At 66.8% G+C, this 14066-nt stretch carries 7 protein-coding genes; 5 read left to right on the top strand and 2 right to left on the bottom strand.

Annotated elements, in window-relative coordinates:
- Nucleotides 1-30 precede the first annotated feature (30 nt).
- Nucleotides 31-3252 (bottom strand): efflux RND transporter permease subunit, encoded by a 3222-nt coding sequence (locus ACOEQ2_RS11960; protein ID WP_419728205.1) that lies wholly within the window; start codon nt 3250-3252, stop codon nt 31-33.
- 10 nt (nt 3253-3262) lie between these two features.
- Nucleotides 3263-4663 (bottom strand): efflux RND transporter periplasmic adaptor subunit, encoded by a 1401-nt coding sequence (locus ACOEQ2_RS11955; RefSeq protein ID WP_419728204.1) that lies wholly within the window; start codon nt 4661-4663, stop codon nt 3263-3265.
- A gap of 231 nt (nt 4664-4894) precedes the next feature.
- On the opposite strand from ACOEQ2_RS11955, the gene ACOEQ2_RS11950 reads away from it, so the two are divergent.
- The 5 genes from ACOEQ2_RS11950 to treY all read left to right on the top strand — a co-directional run bounded on the left by ACOEQ2_RS11950 (nt 4895) and on the right by treY (nt 14021).
- Entirely contained in the window at nt 4895-6256 is a 1362-nt protein-coding gene (locus ACOEQ2_RS11950) for an NAD(P)/FAD-dependent oxidoreductase (RefSeq protein ID WP_419728203.1), read from the top strand.
- Nucleotides 6253-7245 (top strand): MBL fold metallo-hydrolase, encoded by a 993-nt coding sequence (locus tag ACOEQ2_RS11945; protein ID WP_419728202.1) that lies wholly within the window; start codon nt 6253-6255, stop codon nt 7243-7245. The genes ACOEQ2_RS11950 and ACOEQ2_RS11945 overlap by 4 nt, the downstream gene beginning before the upstream one ends.
- A gap of 94 nt (nt 7246-7339) precedes the next feature.
- A complete protein-coding gene (gene glgX, locus ACOEQ2_RS11940; RefSeq protein ID WP_419728201.1) occupies nt 7340-9478 on the top strand; it encodes a glycogen debranching protein GlgX in 2139 nt (712 codons plus the stop codon).
- Entirely contained in the window at nt 9475-11250 is a 1776-nt protein-coding gene (gene treZ / locus ACOEQ2_RS11935; protein WP_419728200.1) for a malto-oligosyltrehalose trehalohydrolase, read from the top strand. The genes glgX and treZ overlap by 4 nt, the downstream gene beginning before the upstream one ends.
- The gene (gene treY / locus ACOEQ2_RS11930; RefSeq protein ID WP_419728199.1) at nt 11247-14021 is read left to right on the top strand and encodes a malto-oligosyltrehalose synthase; all 2775 of its coding nucleotides are present in this window, start codon (nt 11247-11249) and stop codon (nt 14019-14021) included. Before treZ ends, treY begins: the two co-directional genes overlap by 4 nt.
- Nucleotides 14022-14066: the final 45 nt, after the last annotated feature.

Below are 14066 nucleotides of genomic sequence, written 5' to 3'. Positions count from 1 at the left end.
CCCGCTAGTCCGCGCCGTCTGCCAACACCCTCAGGACGGACGATGGTCGTCAGGTGTCTCCGGACGCCGCATGGAGGGATCGCCCTCGCCGGTCCCGCCATGGCCGGCGCCACCTTCCGGCAGGCTCGCGTGCGGCGCAATCCCCACCTGCTTGTGCGCCCATTCGCGTATCGTCTGGAAGGTCACGTAGAGCATCGGGATTATGAAGATTCCGATGCCGCTGGCCGCCAGCATGCCCGCGAACACCGGCGTGCCGACGTCGCGGCGACTGATCGAGGCGGCACCGGTGGCGGTCACCAGGGGCAGCAGCCCCAGGATGAAGGCGACCGAGGTCATCATCACGGCGCGGAACCGCATGTGTGCGCCCTGCCGCGCCGCCTCGCGGATGGTCTCGCCGGCCTCGCGCCGCTCCTTGGCGAACTCCACGATCAGGATGCCGTTCTTGGCGGCCAGCGCGATCAGCACCACCAGCCCGATCTGCGCATACAGGTCGAGCGACAGCCCGGACAGCCGGATGCCGATGAAGGCGCCCAGCACGCCGACGGCAACCGACAGCAGCACCGGGATCGGGATGATCCAGCTTTCATACAGCCCGACCAGGAACAGGAACGCGAACAGCAGTGACATCGCCAGGATGATGCCGGTCTTGCCCGACGCCTGGACCTCCTGGTACGCCGTGCTGGTCCACTCGTAGTCGTAGCCGCTCTGCAGCGTGTTCGCCGAGATCCTGGCCATGTCCGCGAGCGCCGTGCCGGACGATACACCCGGCGCCGGCGTGCCGTTGATGGTGATCGCGCGGTAGTTGTTGTAGCGCGTGATCGCCTGCGGCCCGGTGATGATGTGCAGCGTGGCCAGAGCCCGCAACGGCACCGTGCCGCCGGTGCTGTTGCGGATATAGATCCGCCAGAGGTCGTCGATCTGGCTGCGGTTCCTTGCCTCGCCCTCGACGTTCACCTGCCATACGCGGCCGAACAGGTTGAAGTCGTTGACATAGATGCCGCCTAGCGTTGCCTGCAGGGCGGTGAAGATGTCGTTGATGTTGACGCCCAGCGCCTGCGCCTTCACGCGGTCGATATCGAGGAACAGCGACGGGTTGGTGGCGGTGTAGGTGGTGAACACGCGCGCTAGGTCCGGGCTCTGGTTGGCCTGGGCGATCAGCCCGTTCAGCTCCGCGCTGAGGTCGGCCGGACTCTGGCCCTGCAGCGCCTCGAGCTCGTACTCGAAGCCACCACCGGGCGAGAGGCCGATGATCGGCGGCAGGTTGAACGGGAACACGGTGGCCTGGCGGATCGACTGGGTCTTGCCGTAGAGCCCGGCGATCAGCTTCATCGCGTTCTCGTTGGCCGCGGTCCGGTCGGCGAACGGCTTCAGCCGCACGAATACGAAGCCGGCGTTGGGCTCCTGGACGGTGTCCAGGAACGAGTAGCCGATCACCCCGAAGGAATGCGCGGCACCCGGCAGCCCAAGCGCCAGCTTCTCCACCTGGGCCACGACGCCGCTGGTCCGCGACACCGACGCGCCGTCGGGCAGCTGCACGTTGATGAAGAAGCCGCCCTGGTCCTCCTCCGGCAGGAAGCCAGCCGGCAGCCCCTTCTGCAGGAAGGCGATGAGCAGGCCGCAGACGATCACCACCAGGACGCCACCGACGGCGAACCCGAGCAGCCGGTTGACGATCCGCGAGTAGCCGTTGCGGACGCTGTCGATCGCGCCGAGCACCCGCCCCATGATGCCGCGCCGCTCGCCGCTATGGCGTAGGAACACCGCGCACATGGCCGGCGACAGGGTCAGCGCATTCAGCGCCGAGATCAGCATGGCCACGCAGATCGTCACCGCGAACTGCTTGAACAGCACGCCGGACAGGCCGGGGATGAAGGCAATCGGCACGAACACCGATAGCAGCACCAGGGTGATGGCGATGATCGGGCCGGTGATCTGGGTCATCGCCTTCTTGGCGGCGTCGCCGGGAGAGAGGTCCGGCTCCTCGCTCATCACCCGCTCGACGTTCTCGACCACGACGATCGCGTCATCGACCACGATGCCGATCGCCAGCACCAGCGCCAGCAACGACACGGTGTTGGCCGAGAAGCCCAGCGCACTCATGCCGGCAAACGCGCCGATCAGGCTGACCGGCACCGCGATGGTGGGAATGATCGTGGCGCGCACGCTGCCGAGGAATACGAACACCACCAGCACGACGAGGACGAATGCCTCGATCAGCGTCTTGAGCACCTCGTGCACGGTGTCGCGCACGAAGTCGGTGCTGTCGTAGGTGATGTTGAAGGCGAGGCCGTCGGGAAAGCGATGCGACAGCCGCTGCACCAGGCCGGTGATGGCGTTGGCGGTGTCGAGCGCGTTGGCGCCCGGCGAGAGGTAGATCGCCAGCGCCACCGACGGCTTCTGGTCGAAGCGTGATTCGGAATCCAGCGTCTGCGCCCCGAGCTCGACGCGCGCCACGTCACGCAGCCGCAGCACCGAGCCATCCGGCTGGGCCCGGATCACGATCGCGCCGAACTGCTCGACCGTGACCAGCCGGCCCTGGGTCTGCACGTTCAGCTGGTACTGCTGGTCGGGCCCGACCGGACGTGCGCCGATGCGGCCCACCGCCGCCACGGTGTTCTGCGACGAGACCGCGTTGATGATGTCGGTGGGCGAGAGGTTCAGGTCGGTCAGCCGGTTGGCGTCGAACCAGATCCGCATCGAGTATTTCTGTCGCGACAGCAGCGACGCCTGGCCGACGCCCGGCGTGCGCGAGACCGCGTCGATCACGTTGATCGTCAGGTAGTTGGCGATGAAGAGCGGGTTGAACTTGCCGGACGGGCTGTAGAAATTGATGAACTGCAGGATCGCCGACGAGCGCTTCTGCACCGTCAGGCCTTCGGACTGCACGATGGCCGGCAGCTCGGCGTTGGCGGTCTGCACCCGGTTCAGCACGTTGACGGTGTTGATGTCGGCGTTGGTGCCGAGCTGGAAGCTGACGGTCAGGTTGTACGAGCCGTCATTGCCGCTGACCGACCGCATGTAGATCATCTTGTCGACGCCCACGACCTGGGCCTCGATCGGCTGCGCCACCGCCTGCTCGACCACGGTGGCCGAGGCGCCCGGATAGGTCGCGGCGACCTGCACCTGCGGCGGCACGATGTCGGGGAACTGTGCCACCGGAATGCGGGTCAGGCCGACGACGCCTGCCAGCGTGATGACGATCGCGATGACGAGCGCCAGCCGCGGCCGATCGATGAAGACGCCGGAGATCATGCCGCGGCTCCTAGCGCTGCGACGGCGCGGTGCCGGCCGGCGGCGTGGGACTGCCCGCAGTGCCGGCAGCCGCGTTCTTGGCCCCCTGGGTCGCCCCCGTTGCGGCACCCGGCGCCTGGGCTGTCGTGACGTTCTGGCCCGGATCGGCGACCACCGGCTGCGGCGCGGATGGCGTGACCGTCTCGCCAGCATGCAGGCGCTGGATGCCGTCCACCGCGACCTGCTGGCCCTGCCGCAGACCCGACAACACCACCACGTCGGCGCCGACGCTTTCGCCAAGCTTGACGTCGGCGCGGATCACCTTGTTCTGCGCGTCCGGCGAGAACACGTAGTCGCCCTGCTGGTCCGAAAGCACGGCGGCGCGCGGGATCACCATCTGCTGCAGCGGATGCGGGTCCTGCACCGTCACGGTGGCGAACTCGCCATCCACCAGCTCGCGGGTGGTGACGCCGCTCGAGTTCGAGGCCGCACCACGCTTGGGGTTGGCGACGGTGGCGCGCAGCGTGATGGTGTCGGTCTGGGTCGCCACCGTGGGCGACACGTAATCGAGCTTGCCGACCTGGTCGTAGGCGGTGCCGTCGCTCAGCGTCAGCTTGATCGCCGCCGATCCGAGCCCGCCGACGGCCGCGTACTTCTTCTGCAGCGTCAGCAGGTCGCGGGTGGCGACCGGGAACGTCACGTACATCGGGTCCTGGGTGACGATCGTCGCCAGGGTGCCGCTGCTCGGGCTCACCACGTTGCCCTCGTTGACCGAGGTCGCGGAAATCCGCCCATCCACCGGCGCGCGGATCTCGGTGTAGCCGAGCTGGATCTGCGCAGACTGCAGGTTGCCCTGTGCGGTCAGCACGTTGGCCGCCCCACCCTGGGCGCTGGCCTGCGCGTTGTCGTACGCCTGCTTCTGGCCGGCGGGGGTGCGCAGCAGCTCGGCCTGGCGCTGGAAGTTGATCCGGGCATTGACCACGGTCGACTGCGCCTGCGCGAGTGCGCCCTGCTGGGCGAGCACCTGCGCCTGGAACGGGCCCTGCTCCAGCACATAGAGCAGGTCGCCCTTCTTGACCTCGGAGCCCTCGTCGAACATCCGCTTGTCGAGATAGGCGGTCACGCGCGCCACCAGGGCGACGCGGTCGATGGCGGCGATGCGGCCGATATACTCGGCCGACGAGGTGACCGCCTGCATCCGCACCGGCTCCACACCGACCGGCGGCGGCGGCGGTGCACCTCCCGCCGGAGGTGCTGCGGAAGCGTGCCCCGGTGCGACGACCAGACCACCCGCGGACAGCAGCGCCGCCAGGCAGAATGGGGCCAACCGGAAAGACACCCGCTGGGAGGGGGCGTGCTGGGGAGAGGACAGACGGAGCGGGGCCGACCGATGGGCGACGCGCGTCGCCGCCGACGCCAGGAAGCGCTGCATCGAGGATTTCCTTAACTCATCGGCTGGCTCATGGAACGGCCAGCAGGTCGGCGGCCGACTGGTTCGGCCGGTCGTGTCGAGCGCATGCCACCCGGAGGCACCGGTCACTGACCGCTCGGTCACCCTGTTACCCGTTCAGGCCCTCCCTGTGCAACCGCGCTGGCTGAAGCGTGCTTGATATTCCCGTCATGCAGCCGCCTGCGCACCATCCAGGCGATGAGGTGGTGATCGATGGCAGATGCAGTTCTTCGGGAACCGGCCGCTCCGGCAGGCCTCCCGGACTCCCCGGGCACTCACAAGGTAGTGATCGTCGGTGGCGGCTTCGGAGGCCTGGCAGCGGCGCAGGCGATCGTCCGCCGCAAGACCGCGGACCGCTCGATCCACGTCACTCTGATCGACCGCAACAACCACAACCTGTTCCAGCCACTGCTGTATCAGGTCGCCACCGCGGCGCTGGGCTCCAACGACATCGCCTTGCCGATCCGCGCGGTGTTCCGCAACCGGCGCGGCGTCGAGATCATGATGGCGGACGTGACCGGGATCGATCGTGGCCGCCGAATGGTCGAGCTCGCCGGCCTGGCGCCGGTCGCCTATGACACGCTCGTGCTGGCCACCGGCTCGATCTATTCGTGGTTCGGCCACGACGACTGGGTCGCCCGCGCGCCGGCGCTCAAGACGCTCGACGACGCCCTCGGTCTGCGCAACCGGCTGCTGGACGCCTTCGAGCGGGCCGAGCTGTGCGACGACCCTGCCGAAACGCGCCGGCTGCTGACCTTCGTCGTGGTCGGAGCCGGCCCGACCGGGGTCGAGATGGCCGGCGCGATCGCCGAGCTCGCACACACTACGCTGGACCGCGATTTCCGCCGAATCCGCCCCAGCACGTCGCGTATCGTGCTGTGCGATGCCGGCCCGCATGTGCTTGCCGCCTTCCCGCGGCGTCTCTCGGACTACGCGGCACGGCGTCTTCAGTCGCTCGGGATCGAGCTCCGTCTCGGTGCCGGCGTGGAGGCGATCGATGCCGGCGGGGTCACTGCCGGCGGCGAGCGGATCGAGGCGGAGTGCGTGTTCTGGGCAGCCGGCACCGAGGCGACGCCGGTGGCAAAATGGCTGGGCGTCGAGGCGGGCCATCACGGCCTGGTGGCGGTGCAGCCGGATTGCAGCCTCCCCGGGGACCCCGCGATCTTCGTCATCGGCGACGCGGCCTCGCTCGCGGGGCCGGATGGCCGTCCGCTCCCCGGGCTAGGCGCGGTGGCCAAACAGCAGGGGACCTATGTCGGCCGGCTGATCGCAGAGCGGCTGCGAACGGCCGGGGGGCGGGGCAGTGCTGCGCCCGCAAAGCCGTTCCGCTACAGGAATTGGGGGCAGCTCGCGATGGTCGGGGGTTCCTCGGCAGTGGCGGATTTCGGTTGGCTCCGGCTGACCGGCTTCGCGGCCTGGCTGGTCTGGAGTGCGGTGCATCTCATGCTGCTGGTGAGCGCCCGGAGCCGGGTCGTGGTTTATGTGAACTGGGTCTGGGCGTGGCTGACCTACAGCCGTGGCGCGCGTGTCATCACCCGGTTGCCGCCGTCGGATCGGCCGGGTGCCAGAGCATGAGCCGCCCCAGGTTCCCGGTCTCGGACCATTGCGACGGCGAGCACTTCCACAATCCCGCCATGGCCGGCGATGCCGGACAGCCGGAGCCCGCACGCGGGCTCATGCCGATCCTGCGCTGGCGGTTCGGCGGCACTCGGGTCCGCTGGCCGGAGCATGTGACCGATCCGCCGCCCGCGGGCGACCCCGGGACCGCGCCTCCCCCGGGCGGCATCGCCCTCACCTTCATCGGGCATTCGAGCTTCCTGCTGCGTCTCGGCGGTTTGACCATCCTGACCGATCCGATCTTCAGCCAGCGCTGCTCGCCGGTGCAGTGGCTGGGCCCGCAGCGTGCCCGGCCGCCGGGCCGCAGGTTCGAGGATCTGCCGCGGATCGACCTCGTCCTGGTGTCGCACAACCATTACGACCATCTCGACCTGGCCAGCCTGCGCGCGGTGGTCAGGCGCGACGATCCGGCCTTCATTACCCCGCTCGGCAACCGGCATCTGCTGGCCAAGGCCGGCGCCGCGTCGATCACCGAGCTGGATTGGTGGCAGCAGCACACATTGCGGGATGCCGTGGTCACCGCAACACCGGCGCGGCACTTCTCCGCTCGCACCCCGTTCGACAGGAACGCCGCCCTCTGGTCGGGCTTCATGATCGAGCACCAGGGCTTGCGTGTGCTGTTCGCCGGCGATTCCGGGGACGGTCCACACTGGCTCGAGATCCACCAGCGGCTGGGCGCGCCCGATCTGGCGCTGCTGCCGATCGGCGCCTACGATCCGCGCAACCTGATGGCCCCTGTGCATATGGATCCGGAGGAAGCCGCCGGTGCGCACCGGGCGCTGCAGGCGCGACGGTCCGTCGGCATACATTTCGGCACCTTCCAGCTCACCGACGAGCCGATCGACGAGCCACCACGGCGCCTGGCCGCGGCACTTCTCGCCCAAGGGATCGACCGCGACGCGTTCACCACCCTGGGCTTCGGCGAGACCAGGGAGTTCGGCGGGTAGCAGCCGCTTTGTCCGGCCTACGGAACCGGGTGACCTGATCCGGGTTCTTGGGCGGCGCGTGTGCTCGTCATCTCTCGTTGGTTTAGGAATAACAGTGGCTGTTTTTGCAAAGAACAGGCTCCGCGAGGGCCTCCCCTACCCGCGTGGCGCCACCTGGGACGGCAAGGGAGTGAACTTCGCCTTGTTCTCGGCCAACGCGACGAAGGTCGAGGTGTGCCTGTTCGACCCGACCGGCACGACCGAGCTCGAGCGGATCACGCTGCCGGAATATACCGACCAGATCTTCCACGGCTATCTCCCCGACCTCGCCCCGGGACAGATCTATGGTTTCCGCGTGCATGGGCCGTACGCGCCGGATGCCGGCCACCGCTTCAACCCGAACAAGCTGCTGCTGGACCCGTATGCACGCGCCCATAACGGCGAGCTGATCTGGGACCACGCGCTGTTCGGCTACACCATCGGCCACCCGGACGATGATCTGAGCTTCGATGATCGCGACAGCGCGCCGTTCATGCCGAAGAGCGTGGTCATCGACCCGGACTTCGACTGGAAAGGCCAGGCCACCCGCAATCCGATCGCCTGGGACCGCACGGTCCTGTACGAGACGCACGTGCGCGGCTACACCATGAAGCACCCGAAGGTGCCGGAGGCGCATCGCGGCACCTACAAGGGCATGATGGAGCCCGCGGTGCTCGACTATATCAAGTCGATCGGCGTCACATCGATCGAATTCCTGCCGATCCATAGCTTCATTCTCGACAGCAATCTGCTCGAGAAGGGCCTCACCAATTTCTGGGGCTACAACTCGATCGGCTTCTTCGCACCGAATACCCGATACGCGCATGAGAGCGAGCAGTCGCTGCGCGAGTTCAAGGAGATGGTGGCGGCGATCCACGAGGCCGACCTCGAGGTGATCCTCGACGTGGTCTATAATCATACCGCCGAAGGCAACGAGCGCGGACCGACCCTATCGTACAAGGGCATCGACAACGCCTCGTATTACCGCCTGACCGCGGACAACCCGCGCTACTACGTCAACGACACCGGGACCGGCAACACCGTCAATCTGAGCCACCCGCGGGTGATCCAGATGGTGACCGACAGCCTGCGCTACTGGGCCAACGAGACCCACGTCGACGGCTTCCGCTTCGATCTCGGAACGATCCTGGCGCGCGAGCCGAACGGCTTCGACAACCAGTCCGGCTTCCTGAAGGCCTGTTCGCAGGACCCCGTGCTGGGCACCGTGAAGCTGATCGCGGAACCCTGGGACTGCGGGCCTGGCGGCTACCAGGTTGGCGAGTTCCCGCCTGGCTGGGCCGAGTGGAACGACAAGTACCGTGACGAGACGCGCGAGTTCTGGAAGGGCGACCTGACCGCCGGGAAGCTGGCGCCGCGCCTGCTCGCCAGTCCGCAGGAATTCGACCACCAGGGTCGCAAGCCATGGGCATGCGTGAACTTCATCACAGCCCATGACGGCTTCACGCTGAACGATTGCGTCACCTACAACGAGAAGCACAACGAGGCCAACGGCGAGGACAACAAGGACGGCTCGTCCGACAACCGCTCGTTCAATTACGGCGTCGAGGGTCCGACCGACGATCCCGAGATCCAGCGTGTCCGGGCGCGGCAGATCCGCAACATGCTGTCGACGCTGTTGCTGAGCCAGGGCACCCCGATGCTGCTCGCCGGCGACGAGTTCGGTCGCACCCAGCAGGGCAACAACAACGCCTATTGCCAGGACAGCGATATCAGCTGGGTGAACTGGGATATCGAGGAGAAGGGCCAGAGCCTGATCCGGTTCGTGAGCCGGCTGACCGCCCTTCGCCGCCGCTTTCCGATCCTGCGCCGCGGCCGGTTCCTGACCGAGGCCTATAACGAGGAGCTCGACATCAAGGAGCTCACCTGGGTCAATGCCGGGGGCGGCGAAATGGGCATCGACGACTGGTCGACGGCGCAGTGCTTCGGGCTCATGCTGGATGGTCGCGCACAGCCGACCGGTATTCGCAAGCGCGGCATCGATGCGACCCTGCTGCTGGTGTTCAACGCCTGGCACGACCTGGTCGAGTTCAAGCTTCCGCCCGCCACAGAGCAGCAATGGAAGCTGCTGATCGACACCAACCTCTCCGAAGAGGAAGAGGAGAAGGAGAGCGGGATCTTCACCCCGGAGCACATGTATGGCGTGACCGGGCGCTCCTTCCTGATGTTCGAACTCGAGCCGGCCGCACACACATGACAAAATCGTCCCAGCATCTGTCGCAAGGTGCGGAATTGCAGGCCGACGGGGTGAATTTCCGCCTCTGGGCACCGGGTTGCGAAACCGTCTCGGTTGTCCTGGAGCAGGACGGGGTGGCGCGTCCGATGCAGCGCCAGCCTGATGACTTCTTCGACCTGCTCGTCGCGGATGCCGGTGCCGGGACGCTGTATCGCTTCCAGTTGCCGGACGGCATGAAAGTGCCGGACCCGGCATCGCGGTTCCAGCCGCAGGACGTGCACGGACCGAGCGAGGTGATCGATCCGAACGCCTATGACTGGACCGAAAACTGGAACGGCCGCCCGTGGGACGAGGTCGTGCTGTATGAACTGCATGTCGGCGCCTTCACTCCCGAAGGGACTTTCCGCGCTGCCATTGGCAAGCTGGATCACCTGGCCAAGCTCGGCATCACGGCGATCGAGATCATGCCGATCTCGGATTTCCCCGGCGGTCGCAACTGGGGTTATGACGGCGTCCTGCCGTATGCGCCGGACTCGAGCTACGGCCGTCCGGAGGATCTGAAGGCGCTTGTCGAGGCGGCCCATACGCGCGGCATCGCGGTTCTGCTCGACGCCGTCTATAACCACTTCGGGCCGGACGGGAACTACCTTCCCGTTTTTGCGCCGGGGTTCTTCACCGATCGCCACGAGACGCCCTGGGGCGCCGCTGTCAATTACGACGGACAGCACTCCAAGCCGGTTCGTGAATTCATCATCGGCAACGCACTCTATTGGATCCAGGAATTCCACCTGGACGGTCTGCGCTTCGATGCCGTGCACGCGATCATCGACGATGGTGACAAGCATGTTCTTGAGGAACTTGCGGAGCGTGTTCGCGCCTCCACAAATCGGCCGCTGCACCTGCTGCTCGAGAACGAGGATAATGACCCGGCGTTGCTGAGCCGCCGCGGCCGCGACCCGGTGCATTACACCGCGCAGTGGAACGACGACGTGCATCATGTGCTGCACACAGCGGCCACGCACGAGCGCACCGGGTATTACGCCGATTACGAGGGCGACACCGACCTGCTCGGTCGCGCCCTCGCCGAGGGTTTCGGCTACCAGGGCCAGATGATGCCGTATCGTGGCAGCATGCGTGGGCACCCGAGCGCTGGGTTGCCGCCGGGCGCTTTCGTCGCGTTCATCCAGAACCACGACCAGATCGGCAACCGCGCCTTCGGCGAGCGACTGAACATGATCGCCAGTCCGGAGGCGATGCGGGCGTTGGCGGCGACCTACCTGCTGTTGCCGCAGACCCCGATGCTGTTCATGGGCGAGGAGTGGGGCGCCACCAGTCCATTCCCGTTCTTCTGCGACTTCGAGGGCGATCTCGCCGAGGCCGTCCGCACCGGCCGGCGCGAGGAATTCTCGCGCTTCCCGGAGTTCCAGGATCCCGAGCAGCGCGACCGGATCCCGGATCCGCTTGCGCCAAGCACCTTCGAGATGGCCAAGCTCGACTGGGACGCCATGGATAGTCGTCGCCTCGAGCATTACCGCGATCTGCTCGAAGTCCGGCGCAAGCACATCGTGCCGTTGCTGCCCGATATCGGCCATGGCGGCAGCGCCACTTCCGTCGGGCCCGAGGCGGTGCAGATCCGGTGGCAGGCGGGTGCCAGCATACTCGTTCTGGCCGCCAATCTCTCCGCTGAGACCGTAGATTTCCCCGCCGCCACCGGCCACATCCTCTGGACCGAAGGCGACGCCACGTCGTCGCTCGGACCGTGGGCGGTCCGCTGGACATTGGAGACTGCATGAATTCGTCTGACACCGTGCCGGCGATCGTCCCGCGCGCGACGTATCGCCTGCAGTTCCACGCCGGTTTCGGGTTCCAGGACGCCGCTGTGATCGCGCCGTATCTCGGGCGGCTCGGGGTCAGTCACGTCTATGCCTCGCCCTACCTCAAGGCGCGTCCAGGCAGCACGCACGGCTACGACATCACGGACCACCAGGCGCTCAATCCGGAGCTCGGCACCGAGGCCGATTTCTCCGCCATGGTGGCTGCCTTCAGGGGTGCCGGGCTCGGCCAGATCCTCGATTTCGTGCCCAACCACATGGGGGTCGGAGGTTCCGACAACCCATTATGGCTCGACGTGCTGGAGTGGGGCCCGGACTCCGAACATGCAGGCTGGTTCGATATCGATTGGGATCCGGACCGCCGCTATCTGCTGAACAAGCTGCTGGTGCCGTTCCTCGGCGACCAGTACGGCGTCGAGCTCAAGGCTGGCAACCTGAAGCTGAAATACGACGAGGCCGAGGGCTCGTTGGCGATCTGGGCCTATGACAGCCACAAGCTGCCGATCTGCCCGCTGTTCTATGACCGCGTTCTCGCGCACGAGGACGCCGGACTCGATCGCCTGAGTGACCTGTTTTCCGACCTGCCCATGTGGCGCCCCCAGGTGGCCGAGCGCGCCCTCGTGCTCAAGCAACAACTCGCCACCCTCTTGCGCGACAACGACACCAGCCGCGCTGCGCTCGACATCCAGATCGAGTCGCTGAACGCCGACTGGGAAGCGCTCGATGCGCTCATCCAGCAGCAGTTCTGGCGGATCGCCTATTATGGCGTTGCCGGCGACGACATCAACTACCGCCGGTTCTTCAACATCAACGACCTGGCCGGCTTGCGCATGGAATTGCCGGAGGTTTTCCGGCACGCGCATGCCCGCATCATGCCGATGGTCGAGGACGGCACGCTCGACGGCATCCGGCTCGACCATGTCGACGGATTGCTCGACCCGAAGCGCTACTTCGACGACCTGCGCGCGGCCTCGACGCGGCCGTTCTATCTCGTGATCGAGAAGATCCTCGCGGCTCACGAGCAGCTCCGCGAGGACTGGCCGGTCGACGGCACCACCGGCTACGATTTCACCAACCTGGTGCTCGGCGTGATGATCAATCCCGCTGCCGAGGAAAGCTTCACCCGCACCTACCAATCCTTCACCGGGCTGGTCACGCCCTTCGCCGACATCGTCCGTGAGTGCAAAATCCGCATCATGGAGAACGAGATGGCGAGCGAGCTGAACGTGCTCGGTCGCGATGCCGGCCGTGTGGCGCGGCAGAACCCGATGACCGCCGACTTCACCCGCCACATCCTGCAGCGCGCGATCAAGCAGATCGTCGCCCACTTCCCGGTCTATCGCACCTATATCGACATGGACGGCGCGCAGGAGGATGCGGATCGGCGTGACCTCGACTGGGCGGTGGCACAGGCGCGGCGCGGCGACAAGAACATCGATCCGTCGGTGTTCGACTTCCTGCATGGCGTGCTCTCCGGCGAGGCCGTGGCTGCACCGAAGAGCGGCTTCAGTCGCACCGCCGTGCTGCGGTTCGCGATGAAGCTGCAGCAATATTCCGGCCCGGTGATGGCCAAGGGTCTCGAGGACACCACCTTCTATCGCTACAACCGTCACGTGGCGCTGAACGAAGTCGGTGGCGAACCGGACCGCTTCGGCATCAACGCCAACGCGTTCCACAAGGCGAACGGGCAGCGCGCGCGGAACTGGCCGAACACCATGCTCGGCACCTCGACGCACGACACCAAGCGCGGCGAGGATACCCGCGCCCGCCTGGCAGTGCTGTCCGACATGCCCGAGGAATGGAGCCGCCAGGTCACCACCTGGAGCCGGCTGCTGCGGGCCCGTCGTGGCGATGTCGAGGGCAATGCACCGCCGGATCGCAACGACGAATACCTGCTCTACCAGCTTCTGGTCGGCTCATGGCCGGTCGAGATGCTGGAGCAGATCGACGAGGCGGCGCTTCAGGTTTATGGCGAACGTCTCAAGGGCGCGCTCGAGAAGTCGATGCGCGAGGCCAAGCTGCATTCCACCTGGACCTCGCCCGATACCGCCTACGAGGAGGCGATGCAGGCCTTTACCCGTGACGCTCTGGATGCCAACCGGGGCGGCTTCCTGGCTAGTTTCCTGCCATTCGCCCACCGTGTCGCGCGTCTGGGCGTGCAGAACAGCCTGATCCAGACCGTGATGAAGCTGACGCTCCCCGGGATGCCCGACATCTACCAGGGCTGCGAGTTCTGGGACCTGAGCCTGGTCGATCCGGATAACCGACGCCCGGTGGATTACGCGGTGCGCGAGGCCGCACTGGCCGAACTTCAGCCGCGCCTGGAAGCCCTGGCGGATCGCGGCCGGCTGCTGTCGGAGCTGCTGCAGAGCTGGCATGACGGGCGCATCAAGCTGGCGGTGACCTTGCTGCTGCTGAAGCTCCGCACCGACCTGGAGGCCCTGTTTGCCGGCGGCTCCTACGAGGCGATCGCCATCGAGGGGACGAAGTCGGACCAGGCCCTGGGCTACCTGCGCGCCCGGGACGGCGAGCGCCTGGTGGTGCTGGTGGCACGCTTCCCCGGGCTTCGCGAAACCGATCCGGACTGGGAGGACACGACGGCGCAACTGCCCGAAGGTGGCTGGACCGACTGGCTGAGCGGGCGGCACATCGAGGGTGGGGCGGTCTCTCTCGGCATGCTGTTCGAGACCCTGCCGGCGGTCGTCCTGCGGCCTGACCCGGTTTCCCGCTGACTTTTCCGGGCATGGGCGCTAACCTCTGGGACCGAGACCCAGGGG

Origin of the sequence: Lichenicola sp., assembly GCF_965198575.1 — a bacterium.
GTDB lineage: Bacteria > Pseudomonadota > Alphaproteobacteria > Acetobacterales > Acetobacteraceae > Lichenicola.
The sequence above is the reverse complement of the archived record's forward strand: the minus strand, read 5'-3'. Positions and strand labels throughout refer to the sequence as shown.

What these genes read in the sequence shown, in the direction of transcription:
- ACOEQ2_RS11960 (WP_419728205.1), bottom strand. Translation starts at nt 3,252, where the DNA reads ATGATCTCCGGCGTCTTCATCGATCGGCCGCGGCTGGCGCTCGTCATC.
- ACOEQ2_RS11955 (WP_419728204.1), bottom strand. Translation starts at nt 4,663, where the DNA reads ATGCAGCGCTTCCTGGCGTCGGCGGCGACGCGCGTCGCCCATCGGTCG.
- ACOEQ2_RS11950 (WP_419728203.1), top strand. Translation starts at nt 4,895, where the DNA reads ATGGCAGATGCAGTTCTTCGGGAACCGGCCGCTCCGGCAGGCCTCCCG.
- ACOEQ2_RS11945 (WP_419728202.1), top strand. Translation starts at nt 6,253, where the DNA reads ATGAGCCGCCCCAGGTTCCCGGTCTCGGACCATTGCGACGGCGAGCAC.
- treZ (WP_419728200.1), top strand. Translation starts at nt 9,475, where the DNA reads ATGACAAAATCGTCCCAGCATCTGTCGCAAGGTGCGGAATTGCAGGCC.
- treY (WP_419728199.1), top strand. Translation starts at nt 11,247, where the DNA reads ATGAATTCGTCTGACACCGTGCCGGCGATCGTCCCGCGCGCGACGTAT.